12 protein-coding genes are annotated in these 13769 nt (G+C 70.8%); 4 read left to right on the top strand and 8 right to left on the bottom strand.

All coding sequences use genetic code 11. The features are described 5' to 3' along the window. Positions 1 to 3 precede the first annotated feature (3 nt). Positions 4 to 2016 (top strand): thioredoxin domain-containing protein, encoded by a 2013-nt coding sequence (locus tag KBO27_RS17235; protein ID WP_210971026.1) that lies wholly within the window; start codon positions 4 to 6, stop codon positions 2014 to 2016. On the opposite strand, the gene trhA is transcribed toward KBO27_RS17235, so the two are convergent. Further along, complete coding sequence (gene trhA / locus KBO27_RS17230; protein ID WP_372448856.1) at positions 2007 to 2684, bottom strand: PAQR family membrane homeostasis protein TrhA; 678 nt, start codon at positions 2682 to 2684, stop codon at positions 2007 to 2009. The genes KBO27_RS17235 and trhA overlap by 10 nt on opposite strands. Before the next feature lie 197 nt (positions 2685 to 2881). Between trhA and KBO27_RS17225 the strand changes: the two genes are divergently transcribed. Then, the gene (locus tag KBO27_RS17225) at positions 2882 to 3658 is read left to right on the top strand and encodes an isoprenyl transferase (RefSeq protein WP_132674022.1); all 777 of its coding nucleotides are present in this window, start codon (positions 2882 to 2884) and stop codon (positions 3656 to 3658) included. A 62-nt stretch (positions 3659 to 3720) separates the two neighbouring features. On the opposite strand, the gene KBO27_RS17220 is transcribed toward KBO27_RS17225, so the two are convergent. Then, positions 3721 to 3966, bottom strand: a complete 246-nt coding sequence (locus tag KBO27_RS17220) for a hypothetical protein (protein ID WP_307870461.1) — start codon at positions 3964 to 3966, stop codon at positions 3721 to 3723. A 250-nt stretch (positions 3967 to 4216) separates the two neighbouring features. Next, complete coding sequence (locus KBO27_RS17215) at positions 4217 to 4462, bottom strand: hypothetical protein (protein WP_210971024.1); 246 nt, start codon at positions 4460 to 4462, stop codon at positions 4217 to 4219. A gap of 255 nt (positions 4463 to 4717) precedes the next feature. On the opposite strand from KBO27_RS17215, the gene KBO27_RS17210 reads away from it, so the two are divergent. After that, positions 4718 to 5932, top strand: coding sequence for a DUF885 domain-containing protein (locus tag KBO27_RS17210; protein ID WP_210971023.1), 1215 nt, complete (start codon positions 4718 to 4720; stop codon positions 5930 to 5932). Positions 5933 to 6384: 452 nt separating this feature from the next. After that, entirely contained in the window at positions 6385 to 7761 is a 1377-nt protein-coding gene (gene phoH2, locus KBO27_RS17205) for an RNA 5'-3' helicase PhoH2 (protein ID WP_210971022.1), read from the top strand. 83 nt (positions 7762 to 7844) lie between these two features. On the opposite strand, the gene KBO27_RS17200 is transcribed toward phoH2, so the two are convergent. From KBO27_RS17200 to KBO27_RS17180, 5 genes are all read right to left on the bottom strand, one after another. Next, entirely contained in the window at positions 7845 to 9284 is a 1440-nt protein-coding gene (locus tag KBO27_RS17200; protein ID WP_210971021.1) for a GuaB1 family IMP dehydrogenase-related protein, read from the bottom strand. 50 nt (positions 9285 to 9334) lie between these two features. Further along, positions 9335 to 9754, bottom strand: coding sequence for a DUF4288 domain-containing protein (locus KBO27_RS17195; RefSeq protein WP_210971020.1), 420 nt, complete (start codon positions 9752 to 9754; stop codon positions 9335 to 9337). A 12-nt stretch (positions 9755 to 9766) separates the two neighbouring features. Then, complete coding sequence (locus tag KBO27_RS17190; protein ID WP_210971019.1) at positions 9767 to 11281, bottom strand: ATP-dependent DNA ligase; 1515 nt, start codon at positions 11279 to 11281, stop codon at positions 9767 to 9769. A gap of 42 nt (positions 11282 to 11323) precedes the next feature. Continuing rightward, positions 11324 to 12718, bottom strand: coding sequence for a class II fumarate hydratase (locus KBO27_RS17185; protein WP_210971018.1), 1395 nt, complete (start codon positions 12716 to 12718; stop codon positions 11324 to 11326). A 153-nt stretch (positions 12719 to 12871) separates the two neighbouring features. Then, positions 12872 to 13645 (bottom strand): S1 family peptidase, encoded by a 774-nt coding sequence (locus KBO27_RS17180; protein ID WP_210971017.1) that lies wholly within the window; start codon positions 13643 to 13645, stop codon positions 12872 to 12874. Positions 13646 to 13769 lie beyond the last annotated feature (124 nt).

Raw genomic sequence — 13769 nt, 5'->3', positions numbered from 1 at the left:
GGTATGGCGAACCGGCTTGCGGACGCGACGAGTCCGTACCTCCTCCAGCACGCTGACAACCCGGTCGACTGGTGGCCGTGGTGCCCGGAGGCGTTCGCCGAGGCCCGCCGCCGGGACGTCCCGGTGCTGCTGTCGGTCGGGTACGCGGCCTGCCACTGGTGCCACGTCATGGCGCACGAGTCGTTCGAGGACGACGAGACCGCGCGGCTGATGAACGAGCGCTTCGTCAACGTCAAGGTGGACCGCGAGGAACGCCCCGACATCGACGCCGTCTACATGGAGGCCACCCAGGCCATGACCGGCCAGGGCGGGTGGCCGATGACCTGCTTCCTCACCCCCGACGGCGAACCGTTCCACTGCGGCACCTACTACCCGGCGTCGCCGATGCCCGGGATGCCGTCGTTCCCGCAGCTGCTCTCGGCGGTCGCGGAGGCCTGGGAGGGCCGCGGCGAGGAGGTCCGCCAGGCAGCGAGCCGCATCGTCGAGCAGCTCAACGCGCAGCGCTCACCGCTGCCGGAGTCGATCTTGGACGACGAGGTGCTGACCGGCGCCGTCGGCCGGTTGCGCGGCGAAGCCGATCGCGAGCGCGGCGGCTTCGGCGACGCGCCGAAGTTCCCGCCGTCGATGGTGCTGGAGTTCCTGCTGCGCCACCACGAGCGCACCGGCTCCGAGCAGGCGCTGGAGCTGGCCCGCGACTGCTGCGCGGCGATGGCGCGCGGCGGCATCTACGACCAGCTGGCCGGCGGTTTCGCGCGCTACAGCGTCGACGCGGCCTGGGTGGTTCCGCACTTCGAGAAGATGCTCTACGACAACGCCCTGCTGCTGCGCGCCTACGCCCACCTGGGCAGGCTCGGCGACGACCTGGCGGCCCGCGTGGCCAGGGAGACCGCCGGGTTCCTGCTGCGCGACCTGCGCACGCCGGAGGGCGGTTTCGCCGCGTCGCTGGACGCCGACACCGAGGGCGTCGAGGGCTTGACCTACGTGTGGTCGCCGGAGCAGCTGCGCGAGGTGCTCGGCGAGTCCGACGGTGACTGGGCCGCGTCGCTGTTCCTGGTGACGCCGGAGGGCACCTTCGAGGAGGGGACGTCGACGCTCCAACTGCCGCGCGACCCCGACGACCAGGCACGCTGGGCGCGTGTCCGGCAGAGCCTGCTGGCAGCGCGGGAGCAACGCCCTCAGCCGGGCGAGGACGACAAGGTCGTCACCGCGTGGAACGGACTGGCGATCACCGCTCTGGTGGAGGCCGCGACCGCCCTGGAAGAACCGTCCTGGATCGAGGCCGCCGCCGGTGCCGCCGAGCTGCTGCTGTCGACGCACCTGGTCGACGGCAGGTTGCTGCGCACCTCCCGGCACGGCGTCGCGGGCACGGCCGCCGGGGTGCTGGAGGACTACGCCTGCTTCGCCGACGGACTGCTGTCGCTGCACCAGGCCACCGCCGATCCGCGCTGGCTGACCACCGCGTGCGAGCTCCTCGACGTCGCGCTGGAGCAGTTCGCCGACGCCGACCACCCGGGCACGTTCCACGACACCGCCGCCGACGCGGAGGCGCTGGTGCGCAGGCCCTCGGATCCGACCGACAACGCCAGCCCGTCCGGTGCCGCGGCTCTGACCTCGGCGCTGCTGACGGCATCCGCCCTGGTCGGGCCGGAGTCCACCGGTCGCTACCGCACCGCCGCCGAGCAGGCCCTGTCGCGGGCGGGCCTGCTGGCCCAGCGCGCGCCGCGCTTCGCGGGTCACTGGCTGGCGGTCGCTGAGGCCCGCGCCCAGGGCCCGATGCAGGTCGCCGTCGTGGGACCGGACGAGTCCTCGCGGGCTGAACTTCTCGCGACGGCCCACCGCGGGGGTCCGGGCGGCGCGGTCGTGGTCGCCTCGACGCCGGAAGCCACCGGAGTTCCTCTCCTGGCCGACCGGCCTCTGGTCGACGGTGCTGCGGCCGCCTACGTCTGCCACGGCTACGTGTGCGACCGCCCCGTCACGACCTCCGACGAACTGGCGGACAAGCTCGCTCAGGCGTAGAGCGCGAGCCAGATGGCGACGTGGTGGCAGATGGCCGCCGCGGTGACCGTCGAGTGGAAGAACTCGTGGTAGCCGAAGGTCTTCGGCCACGGGTCCGGCCAGCGGGTGGCGTAGAAGACCGCACCGACCGTGTAGAGCGCGCCACCGACGATGAGCAGCACCAGCACCGCCGCGCCCGCGCTCTCCAGCAGGTCCGGCAGCACGAACACGGCCACCCAGCCCAGCGCGATGTAGACCGGGACGCCGACCCAGCGCGGCGCGTTCGGCCAGGCGAGCTTGAGGATCACGCCACCGAGCGCGCCCGCCCACACCACGGCGAGCACGATGGCACCGGTGGTCGGCTGCAGCGCGATCATCGCCAGCGGCGTGTAGGTGCCCGCGATGAACAGGAAGATCATCGAGTGGTCGAGCCGTCGCATCCAGGTGCGGGCGCCGACCGAGTTCCAGGTCTTGCGGTGGTAGAGCGCGCTCACGCCGAACAGGCCGAGCACCGTTGCCGAGTAGATCGAGGTGCCCAGCGCTGCCTCAGCCGACACCGTCGAGGCGGCCAGCGAGATGAGCGTCGCGCCGGCGGCGAAGAACGCCAGCAGCGACCAGAAGTGGATCCAGCCGCGCATGCGCGGCTTGACGATCGCGTGCGGGACTCGGGAAGACACGGCGTTGGTCACGCCACAAAGGTTACGGGACCGTAGGTTTGGTCCGCTGTGACGTCTGTTGCACACCGGGCTTTCGCGACGTCCGGTGCACCCGATCGAGGGCTCAGAACCGGCAGCCGTGCGGGTTCTCAGGTGGTGGGAGGAGAAAGCGGCTGCGCCGCTTGGGCTCGGCGCTGATGGTCATCCGCATCCGCGTAGTCTCATCTGGCGTGGCGCTCAAGGTTCGGTTGAAAGAACTCATGTACTCGGTCTACGAGCGACGGCTCAGCCGGAAGCTCGATGGCCTGCAGCATCCCAGGCACGTCGGCGTCATCCTGGACGGAAATCGCAGATGGGCCAAGGAAGCCGGTCTGGACGCGGCGCACGGCCACCGGGCGGGCGCGCGCAAGATCGCGGAGATGCTCGGTTGGTGCGAGGAGGCGCAGGTCGAGGTGGCCACCCTGTGGCTGCTGTCCACCGACAACCTCAACCGCAGCGAAGCCGAGCTCAACGCCCTGATGGAGATCATCGCCGGGGTGGTCGACGAGCTCACCGGTCCGGGCAAGTCGTGGCGGGTGCGGATCGTGGGTGCGCTGGACGTGCTGCCCACCGAGACCGCCGCCAGGTTGACCGCCGGTGCGCTGCGGACCGAGGGCCGGACGGGGATGCAGGTCAACGTCGCGGTCGGCTACGGCGGCAGGCGGGAGATCGCCGACGCGGTCCGCAAGCTGCTGCAGCAGCACGCCGAGGCCGGGACCACGATCGAGGAGCTCGCCGAGGTGCTCACGGTCGACCACATCGCCGAGCACCTCTACACCTCCGGCCAGCCGGACCCGGACCTGCTGATCCGCACCTCGGGTGAGCAGCGGTTGTCGGGCTTCATGCTCTGGCAGTCGGCGCACTCGGAGTTCTGGTTCACCGAGGCCTACTGGCCGGAGTTCCGCCGGGTCGACTTCCTGCGAGCGCTGCGCGACTACGCGGTGCGCCACCGCCGCTTGGGCCGCTGACCCGAGCAAGCGGAAAGGCCAGGTCGGTGACGACCTGGCCTTTCCGAATGCGGTCAGCTCGTTCAGCCGGCGGACGGGTGGTCCAGAACCGGGGCGTTGACGCATTCCGCAGTCTGCGGGGACAGGATCGGAACGACCGCGCCCAGCACCGCAACGTTGTTGCCGCAGGCCTGCACCGGCAGGACGCTGAGGTTGTTGTCGTTGAGGACGTTCACGCCGTCGTTGTCCGAGCTGTCGGCGTTGGCGACGGGCGCCAGGGCCAGCAGACCGGCGGCGGCACCGGCGACAATCGCTGCCTTCTTCAGCACTTGGGTCACTCTCCTTTAGGAATTCCGCGGGATTCGGAGTTCACACCAACGGACTCGGTCCAAATCCCGGTTGGGAGACCGAGTGTGGTGTGTTCCGGTCGCAAACTACAGCGAACATGCCCGTTGCCCAAAATCCGTAACACCATTGTGTGAATTCGGATCCATGAATCGCTGGTAGACGCGGAATGCGCGCGCGGACGAAAAAGGAGCGCCGGTTCGTTCCGGCGCTCCTCCCTCGTCGGCGAAGGCGTCAGCCCGCGCTCGGGTGATCCACGATCGGTGCGTTGACGCACTGGGTGTGGTTCGGCGAGGCGATCGGTGCGGTGAGGCCCAGGACGGCAACGTTGTTGCCGCACAGCTGCACCGGCAGAACGCTGACGTTGTTGTCGTTCAGGACGTTGATGCCGTCGTTGTCCGAGCTGTCGGCGTTGGCGACGGGGGCCAGGGCCAGCAGGCCGGCGACGGCACCGGCGACAATCACTGCTTTCTTCAGCACAGCTTTGCTCCTTGATGAGATGAGTTGAGCAAGTGCGTGCTTCTGCCCGGAAAGAGTGAATTCCGGAGCGAGTGAAGCACCTGGCTTGAAACGTAACCAGGGGTTGTGGAACGCGACACTCGAATACCACTATTGTGTGTACTATCGCCGCCAGCACTCATGTACTCGCGAGTATTCGCCGAAAAGCCCCAGCACTTTTCAGGGCCGATGAATTCGGTGAAATCGGGCTCGCGTCCGGACGCGTACCGTCCAGGGGTGGACTCAGCGCGGTTGGTGTCCGACTACGTCCGGCTCGGGCTGCGGTTCGACCGGCTCCACCCCGGCCTGGTCGACTCCTACGCGGGAGACCCGGGGCTGCGGCTCCGGGTGCGCCACGAGCCGCGTCCCGACCCGCTGCGGCTCGTCGCCCGGGCCCGCGAGCTGCGCGAGGAGCTGGGCGGTTGCGGGCTGGCCGAACCTCGGCGGCGGTTCCTCGACGCTCAGCTCACCGCGCTGGAGGCGATCGGCCTCCGGATCGCCGGTCGGGAGATGTCGTTCACCGCGGAAGTGCGGGCGTGCTTCCAGGTCGGCCCGGTGCTCGGTGATCCCGACGAGTACCGGGAGGCCCACCGCGAACTCGACGCGCTGCTGCCGGGGACGGGGTCGCCGGCCGACCGGCTCGCCGCCGTCCGGCGCCGCGACCGGCTGCCGCCCGAGCGCCTGGAGGTCTGCCTGGACGCGGTGTCCGGTGCGCTGCGATCGCGGGTGCGCGCTCGCTTCGGCCTGCCGGTGCAGGAGCGGGTGCGGTACCGGATCGTCACCGATCGGCCGTGGAGCGGGTTCAACGAGTACCTGGGCGGATTCCGGTCGCGCGTGTCGGTCAACGCCGACATCGGTCACCGCGCGTCGACCCTGCCGCAGCTGATCGCCCACGAGTCCTACCCGGGCCACCACACCGAGCACTGCCGCAAGGCCGCCGGGATCGCGCGCACCCAGCCGGAGCAGGCGATCTTCCTGGTCAACACCCCGCAGTGCGTGCTCGCCGAAGGTCTCGCCGACCTGGGCCTGCACGCGGCGGTGGGGGAGGGCTGGGGCTCGTGGGCGGCGGAGATCTTCGCCGACCTGGGCATCGCGGTGGACGGCGAGCTCGCCGAGCGGCTGGAGGCGGTCCTGGTGCGGCTGCTGCCGGTGCGCCAGGACGCGATGCTGATGCTGCACTCGCGGGGGAGGTCGGAGCAGGACGCCATCGATCACCTGCGCCGCTGGCTGCTGATGCCGGAAGGCCGCGCGCGGCACCTGGTGGGCTTCATGCGCGACCCGCTGTGGCGGGCCTACACCACGACCTACGTCGAGGGGGTTCGCCTGCTGCGGCGGTGGCTGTCGGACGACCCGGACCGCACATCGAGCGCCGATCGTTACCGCCGATTGCTTGACGAGGCGCTTGTACCAGAGGTCCTCCGCGCTGAGATCACGGCACGCTCGCGTCCCTGAATTTCACCCGAAAAGAGCAGCAGGGCTCACCGGGAGTGTTGAATTGAGTTCGTTCTCGTCGTGCTCCGGGGACGCGTCCTGACCTGCTGACGAATCGTCTGGAAACCTTCTATTTACCTTGTGACCTGCGAAAACAGGCCAGTAGCGCGCGGTGAGCGCGGGAATGGTTCGAATCACCTAAGTGGCTGTCTGCCGAAGAGCGATCTCGAAGGTAGCGTTCGCTGGTGACGGGCCGTTCTTCTTTTGCACGTCCGAACGCGGCCCGTCCGGGAGGCCCTGATCGTGGCTGTTGGCTGGAGCGGACGTTCACACGTCCACCTTGGTCGCGGAGGGGGTCGGTACCCGGCCCTCGCGTGGCGTCGGTGGACCGGACGGTCCAGTCGGAGCACGGCGGGGCTAGGCCCGGCCCACCGACGAGCGGGCGTGTTCGGCACGTCCGCGAGGGAGTAGCCGTGACCGCACGACGTTCCCAGCCTCAGGCGCACGAAGCCGTCCGCAGCGACGCGCCCGCGCCCACCGCACCTGGCGGTGACTCCGAGGTCCGCACCTACGTCCTGGACACTTCGGTCCTGCTGTCCGACCCGTGGGCGATGGCCCGGTTCGCCGAGCACGACGTGGTGCTCCCGGTGGTGGTCATCTCCGAGCTGGAGGGGAAGCGCCACCACCCCGAACTCGGCTGGTTCGCCCGCGAGGCGCTGCGCGTGCTCGACGATCTCCGGATCAAGCACGGCAGACTGGACCACCCGGTGCTGGTCAACCCTGAGGGCGGCAACGTCCACGTGGAGTTGAACCACTCCGACCCGTCGGTGCTCCCGCCGGGATTCCGCACGGACTCCAACGACTCCCGCATCCTGGCCTGCTCGCTCAACCTCGCCGCCGAAGGCCGTGAGGTCGTGCTGGTCACCAAGGACATGCCACTGCGGGTCAAGGCCGCGTCGGTGAACCTGGCCGCCGAGGAGTACCGCGCTCAGGACGTGGTGTCGTCGGGCTGGAGCGGCATGGCGGACATCGACGTCGGTTCGGACTCGGTGGACTCGCTGTTCAAGGACGGTGTCGCCGACCTGGAGGAGGCGCGGGACCTGCCGCCGAACACCGGTGTGCGGATGCTCGCCGGGCAGCAGAGCGCGCTGGGCCGGATCACCGCGGACAAGCAGGTCCGGCTGGTGCGCGGCGACCGGGAGGTCTTCGGGCTGCACGGTCGTTCGGCGGAGCAGCGGATCGCGCTGGAGCTGCTGATGGATCCCGAGGTCGGGATCATCTCGCTCGGCGGCCGGGCCGGTACCGGCAAGTCGGCGCTGGCGCTGTGCGCGGGCCTGGAATCGGTTCTGGAACGTCAGCAGCACCGCAAGGTCGTGGTGTTCCGGCCGGTCTACGCCGTCGGTGGGCAGGAGCTCGGTTACCTGCCGGGCTCCGAGGGCGAGAAGATGGCGCCCTGGGCGCAGGCCGTCTTCGACACGCTCGGCGCTCACGCCAGCGAGAACGTGCTGGAAGAGATCATGGACCGCGGCATGCTCGAAGTGCTGCCGCTGACCCACATCCGCGGCCGTTCGCTGCACGACGCCTTCGTCATCGTCGACGAGGCCCAGTCGTTGGAGCGCAACGTGCTGCTGACGGTCCTGTCGCGGCTCGGCGCGAACTCGCGGGTGGTGCTCACCCACGACGTCGCGCAGCGGGACAACCTGCGGGTGGGCCGCCACGACGGCATCGCGGCGGTCATCGAGAAGCTCAAGGGCCACCCGCTGTTCGCCCACGTGACCCTGACCCGATCGGAGCGGAGCCCGATCGCGGCCCTGGTCACCGAGCTGCTGGAAGGGGACCACACGCCCTGACGCGGTCGTGGGGAGGGCGCCTCCGCCGGAGGTGCCCTCCCTCGTCCGGATTCGAATCCCCCGCTCCGGGGCGCGCGAGTTCGTCACCAGCCGGACGGCAGCGGCCGGCCTTCGGCGAAGCCGGCGGCCGACTGGATGCCGACGAGGGCGCGCTCGTGGAACTCCTCCAGGGTGTGCGCGCCCGCGTAGGTGCAGGACGAGCGGACGCCCGAGGTGATCTGGTCCAGGAGGTCCTCCACACCCGGGTTCTGCGGGTCGATGCGCATCCGGGAGCTGGAGATGCCCTCCTCGAACAGGCCCTTGCGCGCCTGGTCGTAGGCGCTGTCGGTGCGGGTCCGGGCTGACACGGCGCGCTTGGAGGCCATGCCGAAGGACTCCTTGTACGCCCGGCCGTGCTCGTCGCGCTGCAGGTCGCCGGGGGACTCGTAGGTCCCGGCGAACCACGATCCGACCATCACCGACGAGGCTCCGGCGGCCAGCGCCAGCGCGACGTCGCGCGGGTGGCGGACGCCGCCGTCGGCCCACACGTGCTTGCCGAGCCTGCGGGCTTCCGCGGCGCACTCGGCGACGGCGGAGAACTGCGGGCGGCCGACACCGGTCATCATCCGCGTGGTGCACATCGCGCCCGGCCCGACGCCGACCTTGATGACGTCGGCACCGGCCTCGACCAGGTCGCGCACGCCCTCGGCGGTGACGACGTTGCCCGCGACGACCGGGACGGTCGGGCTCGCGGAGCGGACGGCCTTGAGCGCGGCGATCATCTTCTCCTGGTGACCGTGCGCGGTGTCCACGACCAGCGTGTCCACCCCGGCCGCCAGCAGCGCCGACGCCTTGGCGGCGACGTCGCCGTTCACGCCGATCGCGGCGGCCACGCGCAGGCGGCCCTCGGCGTCGAGAGCGGGGGTGTAGATGGCGGCGCGCAGGGCGCCCTTCTTGGTCATGATCCCGGCGAGCCGGCCTTCGGCGTCGACCGCGATCGCGACGTTGCGGCCCTGCTTGTGCAGCTGCTCGAAGACCTCGCGCGAGTCCGTCTCCAGCGGCAGCACCACGGGGTGGGCGTCGGCGACCTCGCCGACCCGCGCGAAGCGGTCCACGCCGGTGCAGGCGGCCTCGTCGACGACGCCGAGCGGCTTGTCCTCGTCGTCGACCACCACCAGGGCGCCGTGGGCGCGCTTGGGCAGCAGGTTCAGGGCGTCGGCGACCGCGTCGTCGGTGTGCAACGCCAGCGGCGTGTCCCACAGCGGGTGCCGGGTCTTGACCCAGGACACGATCTCGGAGACGGCGCTCGGGTCGACGTCCTGCGGCAAGATCACCAGGCCACCGCGTCGCGCGACGGTCTCGGCCATGCGCCTGCCGGCCACGGCGGTCATGTTCGCGACCACGATCGGCAACGTCGCGCCGGTGCCGTCACAGGTCGCCAGGTCGACGTCGAAGCGCGACTCGACTCCGGAGCGCCGGGGCGCCAGGAAGACGTCGTCGTAGGTCAGGTCGGTGGAGGGCTGTTGCCCGTTCAAGAACTGCACGTCTCACCACGATACGTGCTCCGAGCAGCCGCCGGGCGGTGCGGCGTTCCTCAGGCGTCCTCTTCGGTGAGGGGTTCGACGGACCGGTAGGCGTCGTAGTTGCGGAAGAAGCGGCTGTAGAGCTCGGAGCCGTCGTCGAAGGTGGCGTCCTCTAGGGGCTTGACCTCGACGATCTGCTTGAGCTTCCAGGTGACCGTTTCGTGGTTCTCGTTCTGGTAGCTGGTCTCCTGCTGCTTGCCGCACTCCTTGGCCTTCTCGGCGGCCTCGTCCTCGGACTCGGCGGTGAGCAGGACGAACGACTCCTCGTAGAGGGGCTTGTGGTCGGTCGCCTCGCTGGTGGCCTCCAGCAGGAGCACGGCGACGTAGTGGTCGAGCTCGACCGATGACGCGCGCTGCTGGAAATCGCGCGGGTCGATGGTTCCAGGGCCGATGTCGATCGAACCGACGGCGTCGAAGTCCTCGCTGCTCATGCCACCAGGATCTCACCCGCCGCGGAGCATCCCGCGAACCGCCTCGATGGTGTCCGCCTCGGCGGCGTCCTTGTCCGGCCGGTAGCGCAGCACGCGGGCGAAGCGCAGCGCGACTCCACCGGGATACCGGCTGCTGGTCTGCACCCCGTCGAGCTCGATCTCCACCACCAGCTCCGGGACGACGCGCACCACCCAGTCGTCGCCGCCGGTGGCCCGGCGCTGGAACTCGGCGGTCTGCCAGGTCAGCAGCTCGTCGGTGAGGCCCTTGAAGGTCTTGCCGACCATGATCGGCGGGCCGCCGTCGGGGTCGCGGGCGCCGAGGTGCAGGTTGGACAGGTAGCCGCGGCGGCGGCCGTGGCCCCACTCGGCGGCCAGCACGACCAGGTCGAGGGTGTGCTCGGGCTTGACCTTGCGCCACGCCTTGCCGCGCCGGCCCGCCGCGTACGGCGAGTCGAGGTCCTTGACCACCACGCCCTCGTGGCCGTGCGCCAGCGCGTCGTCGAACAGCGCGGCGGCGTCCTCGGGGGTGGGGGACAGGACGCCCGGGATCCGGTGGTCGCCCGCGACCTTCTCCAACGCCTTCAGCCGGTCGGCCAGCGGCCGGTCGAGCAGGTCGGTCCCGTCCAGGTGCAGGCAGTCGAAGAAGTACGGGTGCAGCAGCTCGTCCCGCTGCTCCTGGGCGCCGAAGCGGGCCATCGTCTCCTGGAACGGGCGGGGACGTCCGGCGTCGTCGAGGGCCAGCGTCTCGCCGTCGAGGACCACCGAGCGGCAGTCCAGGCCCCGCACCAGCTCCACCAGCTCGGCGACGTTGCGGGTGATCTCGCGCAGCGTGCGGGTGTAGACGTGCACCTCGTCGCCGTCGCGGTGCACCTGGATGCGCGCGCCGTCGAGCTTGTGCTCGACGCTGCACCCGCCGAGCTCGGCCAGCGCCGCGTCGAGGGTTTCCGCTGGTGAGGCCAGCATCGGGCGGATCGGGCGGCCCAGCTCCAGGTGGAACTCGGCGAGCGCGGGCTCGCCGCCGCTCAGCGCCGCCTCGGCGGTCGCGGGGAGCCTGCCGGAGAGCATGAACGCGCGCCGCACGGCCTCGGTGCGCACCTCGGCCGCCGCGGCGATGGCCTCGACCATCACGCCTTCCAGCGCGCCCTGCCGGAGCTCGCCGCCCAGCAGGCGCAGCAGGAACGACTGCTCGGCCTCGGTGGCCCGCCCGAGCAGCGCGCTCAGCGCGTCGGCCCGCCGCTGCCCGGACCCCGATCCGCTGATCGTGCGCACCTCGCCGACCGCCGCTTCGACCTCGCCGATGGTCAGCCGGGGTTCGGTCGCGGGCACGACCCGCAACGCGGACAGCGTCGACCAGCCGACCCCGGCCCGTCCACCGGGGAGTTCGCCCGCCAGCAGCGCCGTGGCCGCGGCGACCTCCGCGGGCTCCAACCGCCGCAGCAGCTCGGCGATCGCCGACGTCTTCGCCTTGCGGGAGGACGTCGCCGCGACCTCGGCGGAGGCCGCGACGACGTCCGAGAGCAGCACCATGGCTCCATGGTGCGCAGACCTCCGACAATTCGCGGAGTTCGGTCAGCCGCCGTTGGCCATGCGGAGGACATCCAGGGCTTCGTCGAGCTGCTCGATCGTGAGCTTGCCGGACTCGACGTGGCCGCGTTCCAGGACGACCTCGCGGATGGGCTTGCGCTCCTTGAGGGCCTGCTTGGCGACCGCGGCGGCCTCCTCGTAGCCGATGTAGCGGTTGAGGGGCGTGACGATCGACGGCGAGCCCTCGGCGTAGGCGCGCGCCTGCTCGGTGTTGACCTGCACGTCGGCGAAGACCTTGTCGGCCAGCTGCCGCGACACCGCCGCCAGCAGCCGCGACGACTCCAGCACGTTGCGGGCGATGACCGGCAGCATCACGTTGAGCTGGAAGTTGCCCTGCGACCCGGCGAAGGCCACGGCCGCGTCGTTGCCGATGACCTGGGCGACGACCTGCAGCGTCGCCTCCGGGATCACCGGGTTGACCTTGCCCGGCATGATCGACGAACCGGGCTGCAGGTCCGGCAGGGCCAGCTCGCCGAGACCGGTGCGCGGGCCGGAACCCAGCCAGCGCAGGTCGTTGGCGATCTTGGTGAGGCTGACCGCCACCGTGCGCAGATGACCGGAGGTCTCCACCACGGAGTCCTGCGCGGCCTGCGCCTCGAAGTGGTCGCGGGCCTCGGTCAGCGGCAGACCGGTCACCCGGGCCAGCTCCTCGGCGACGGCCTGGCCGAAGCCCTCCGGCGCGTTGAGCCCGGATCCCACGGCGGTGCCGCCGATGGGCAGCTCGCCCAGCCGGGGCAGGCCGGTCCGCAGCCGCTCGACGCCGTAGCGGACCTGCGACGCCCACGCGCCCGCCTCCTGGGCGAGGGTGATCGGCACGGCGTCCATCAGGTGCGTGCGGCCGGACTTGACGACCTCGGTCCAGCCCTTCGCCCGGTCCTCGATGGTGGTCGCGAGGTGCTCCAGGGCCGGGATGACGTCGGCGACCACGGCCTCGGTGGCGGCCACGTGGATCGTCGTCGGGAACGTGTCGTTGGACGACTGCGAGGCGTTGACGTGGTCGTTCGGGTGCACGTCGCGGCCGAGAGCGCGGGTGGCCAGGGTCGCGATGACCTCGTTGGCGTTCATGTTCGACGACGTGCCGGAGCCGGTCTGGAAGACGTCGATCGGGAAGTGCTCGTCGTGCGCGCCCTCGGCGACCTCGTCGGCGGCGCGGGCGATGGCCTCGGCGACGTCGGCGTCGAGCACCCCCAACCGGCCGTTGACCCGGGCGGTGGCGGCTTTGAGCAGGCCGAGCGCGCGGATCTGCGCGCGCTCCAGGCCGCGGCCGGAGATCGGGAAGTTCTCCACGGCCCGCTGCGTCTGCGCCCGGTAGAGGGCGTCGGCGGGCACCCGAACCTCGCCCATCGTGTCGTGTTCGATCCGGTACTGGGATTCAGCCATGTTCGAAGTGTCCCGCCGATCAACCGGCCAGGTCAGCGTGGCACGCCCCACCGGCCGGGCGTTCCCCCTGGAAATGGCCCGATCTGGAACGATCTAGGTGGCTGATCTGACAAAGCCCGCTCCCGGAGAGCGGGAGCGGGCTTCGTCGAAGGATCAGCCGATGGTGGAGGAGATCCAGTCCTTGTAGGCGGTGGCGTCGGTGTAGACCGAAGGAGCCGTGCCGCAGACCGGGACCGGGCTGCCGAGGCGGCTGGTCACGCCGGTGAGCTTCCAGTCGCCCGGGGTGCCCTCCAACTGGGGGCCACCGGAGTCGCCGAAGCAGGCGTTGGCCAGCAGCTCCTTGCTGGAGGTGCAGATCTCGGTGGGCCCGTCGATGGAGCTCAGCGTGCACCCCGCGTCAGGGGCGACCTGGGTCTCCAGCTCCTGCAGCTGCTCCGGCGGTTCGCCGCAGCCGCGCACCGGGCAGGTCACGCCCCAGCCGATGATCCGCGACGGGGTGCCGTCGGCGCCGGAGGCGTCGGCGATGTCGATCGGCGTCTCGGACACCGCCTGGTCGAGCTTGAGCAGCGCGATGTCGCCATTGGGGGTGTTGGTCTCGTAGTCCGGGTGCACGACGACCTCGGACACGCCGGCTTCGGTGCCGCCGCCGCTCCAGGTCGGGCTGCCGATGCGCAGGCCGAGGTCGGCCGGAGCCGCGTCGACGACGCAGTGCGCCGCGGTGAGCACCCACTGCTCGTCGATCAGCGAGGCGCCGCAGCTGTGCGACCCCGATCGTTGCAGCGAGGCCATCCATTCGTAGGACTCGGTGGCGTCGTGGCCGCCGACGATCAGCGCACCCGGGTTGTCGATGGCCTGCGCCGCCGGCGCGAAGCCGGCGCTGAGCGCGAGCGCTGCGATGCCGCTGAGCAGCGCGGATGATTTCTTCACAGAGATTCCCCTCCCCGACGTGATCCCCTTCCCCCGGAAGTTAGGGGTGGGGTGCGGGGCCAGGTACCGCCGCACGCCGCAGCGAACTGCGCTGATCGGCCCAGCGTCGGAGAAGGGCGGACAC

It is taken from the genome of Saccharopolyspora endophytica, from assembly GCF_018070075.1.
GTDB lineage: Bacteria > Actinomycetota > Actinomycetes > Mycobacteriales > Pseudonocardiaceae > Saccharopolyspora > Saccharopolyspora endophytica.
The sequence above is the reverse complement of the archived record's forward strand: the minus strand, read 5'-3'. Positions and strand labels throughout refer to the sequence as shown.

Excerpts from the sequence above, each read along its gene's own strand:
- KBO27_RS17235 (WP_210971026.1), top strand. The coding sequence starts at position 4 with ATGGCGAACCGGCTTGCGGACGCGACGAGTCCGTACCTCCTCCAGCAC.
- KBO27_RS17185 (WP_210971018.1), bottom strand. The coding sequence starts at position 12,718 with ATGGCTGAATCCCAGTACCGGATCGAACACGACACGATGGGCGAGGTT.
- KBO27_RS17190 (WP_210971019.1), bottom strand. The coding sequence starts at position 11,281 with ATGGTGCTGCTCTCGGACGTCGTCGCGGCCTCCGCCGAGGTCGCGGCG.
- KBO27_RS17195 (WP_210971020.1), bottom strand. The coding sequence starts at position 9,754 with ATGAGCAGCGAGGACTTCGACGCCGTCGGTTCGATCGACATCGGCCCT.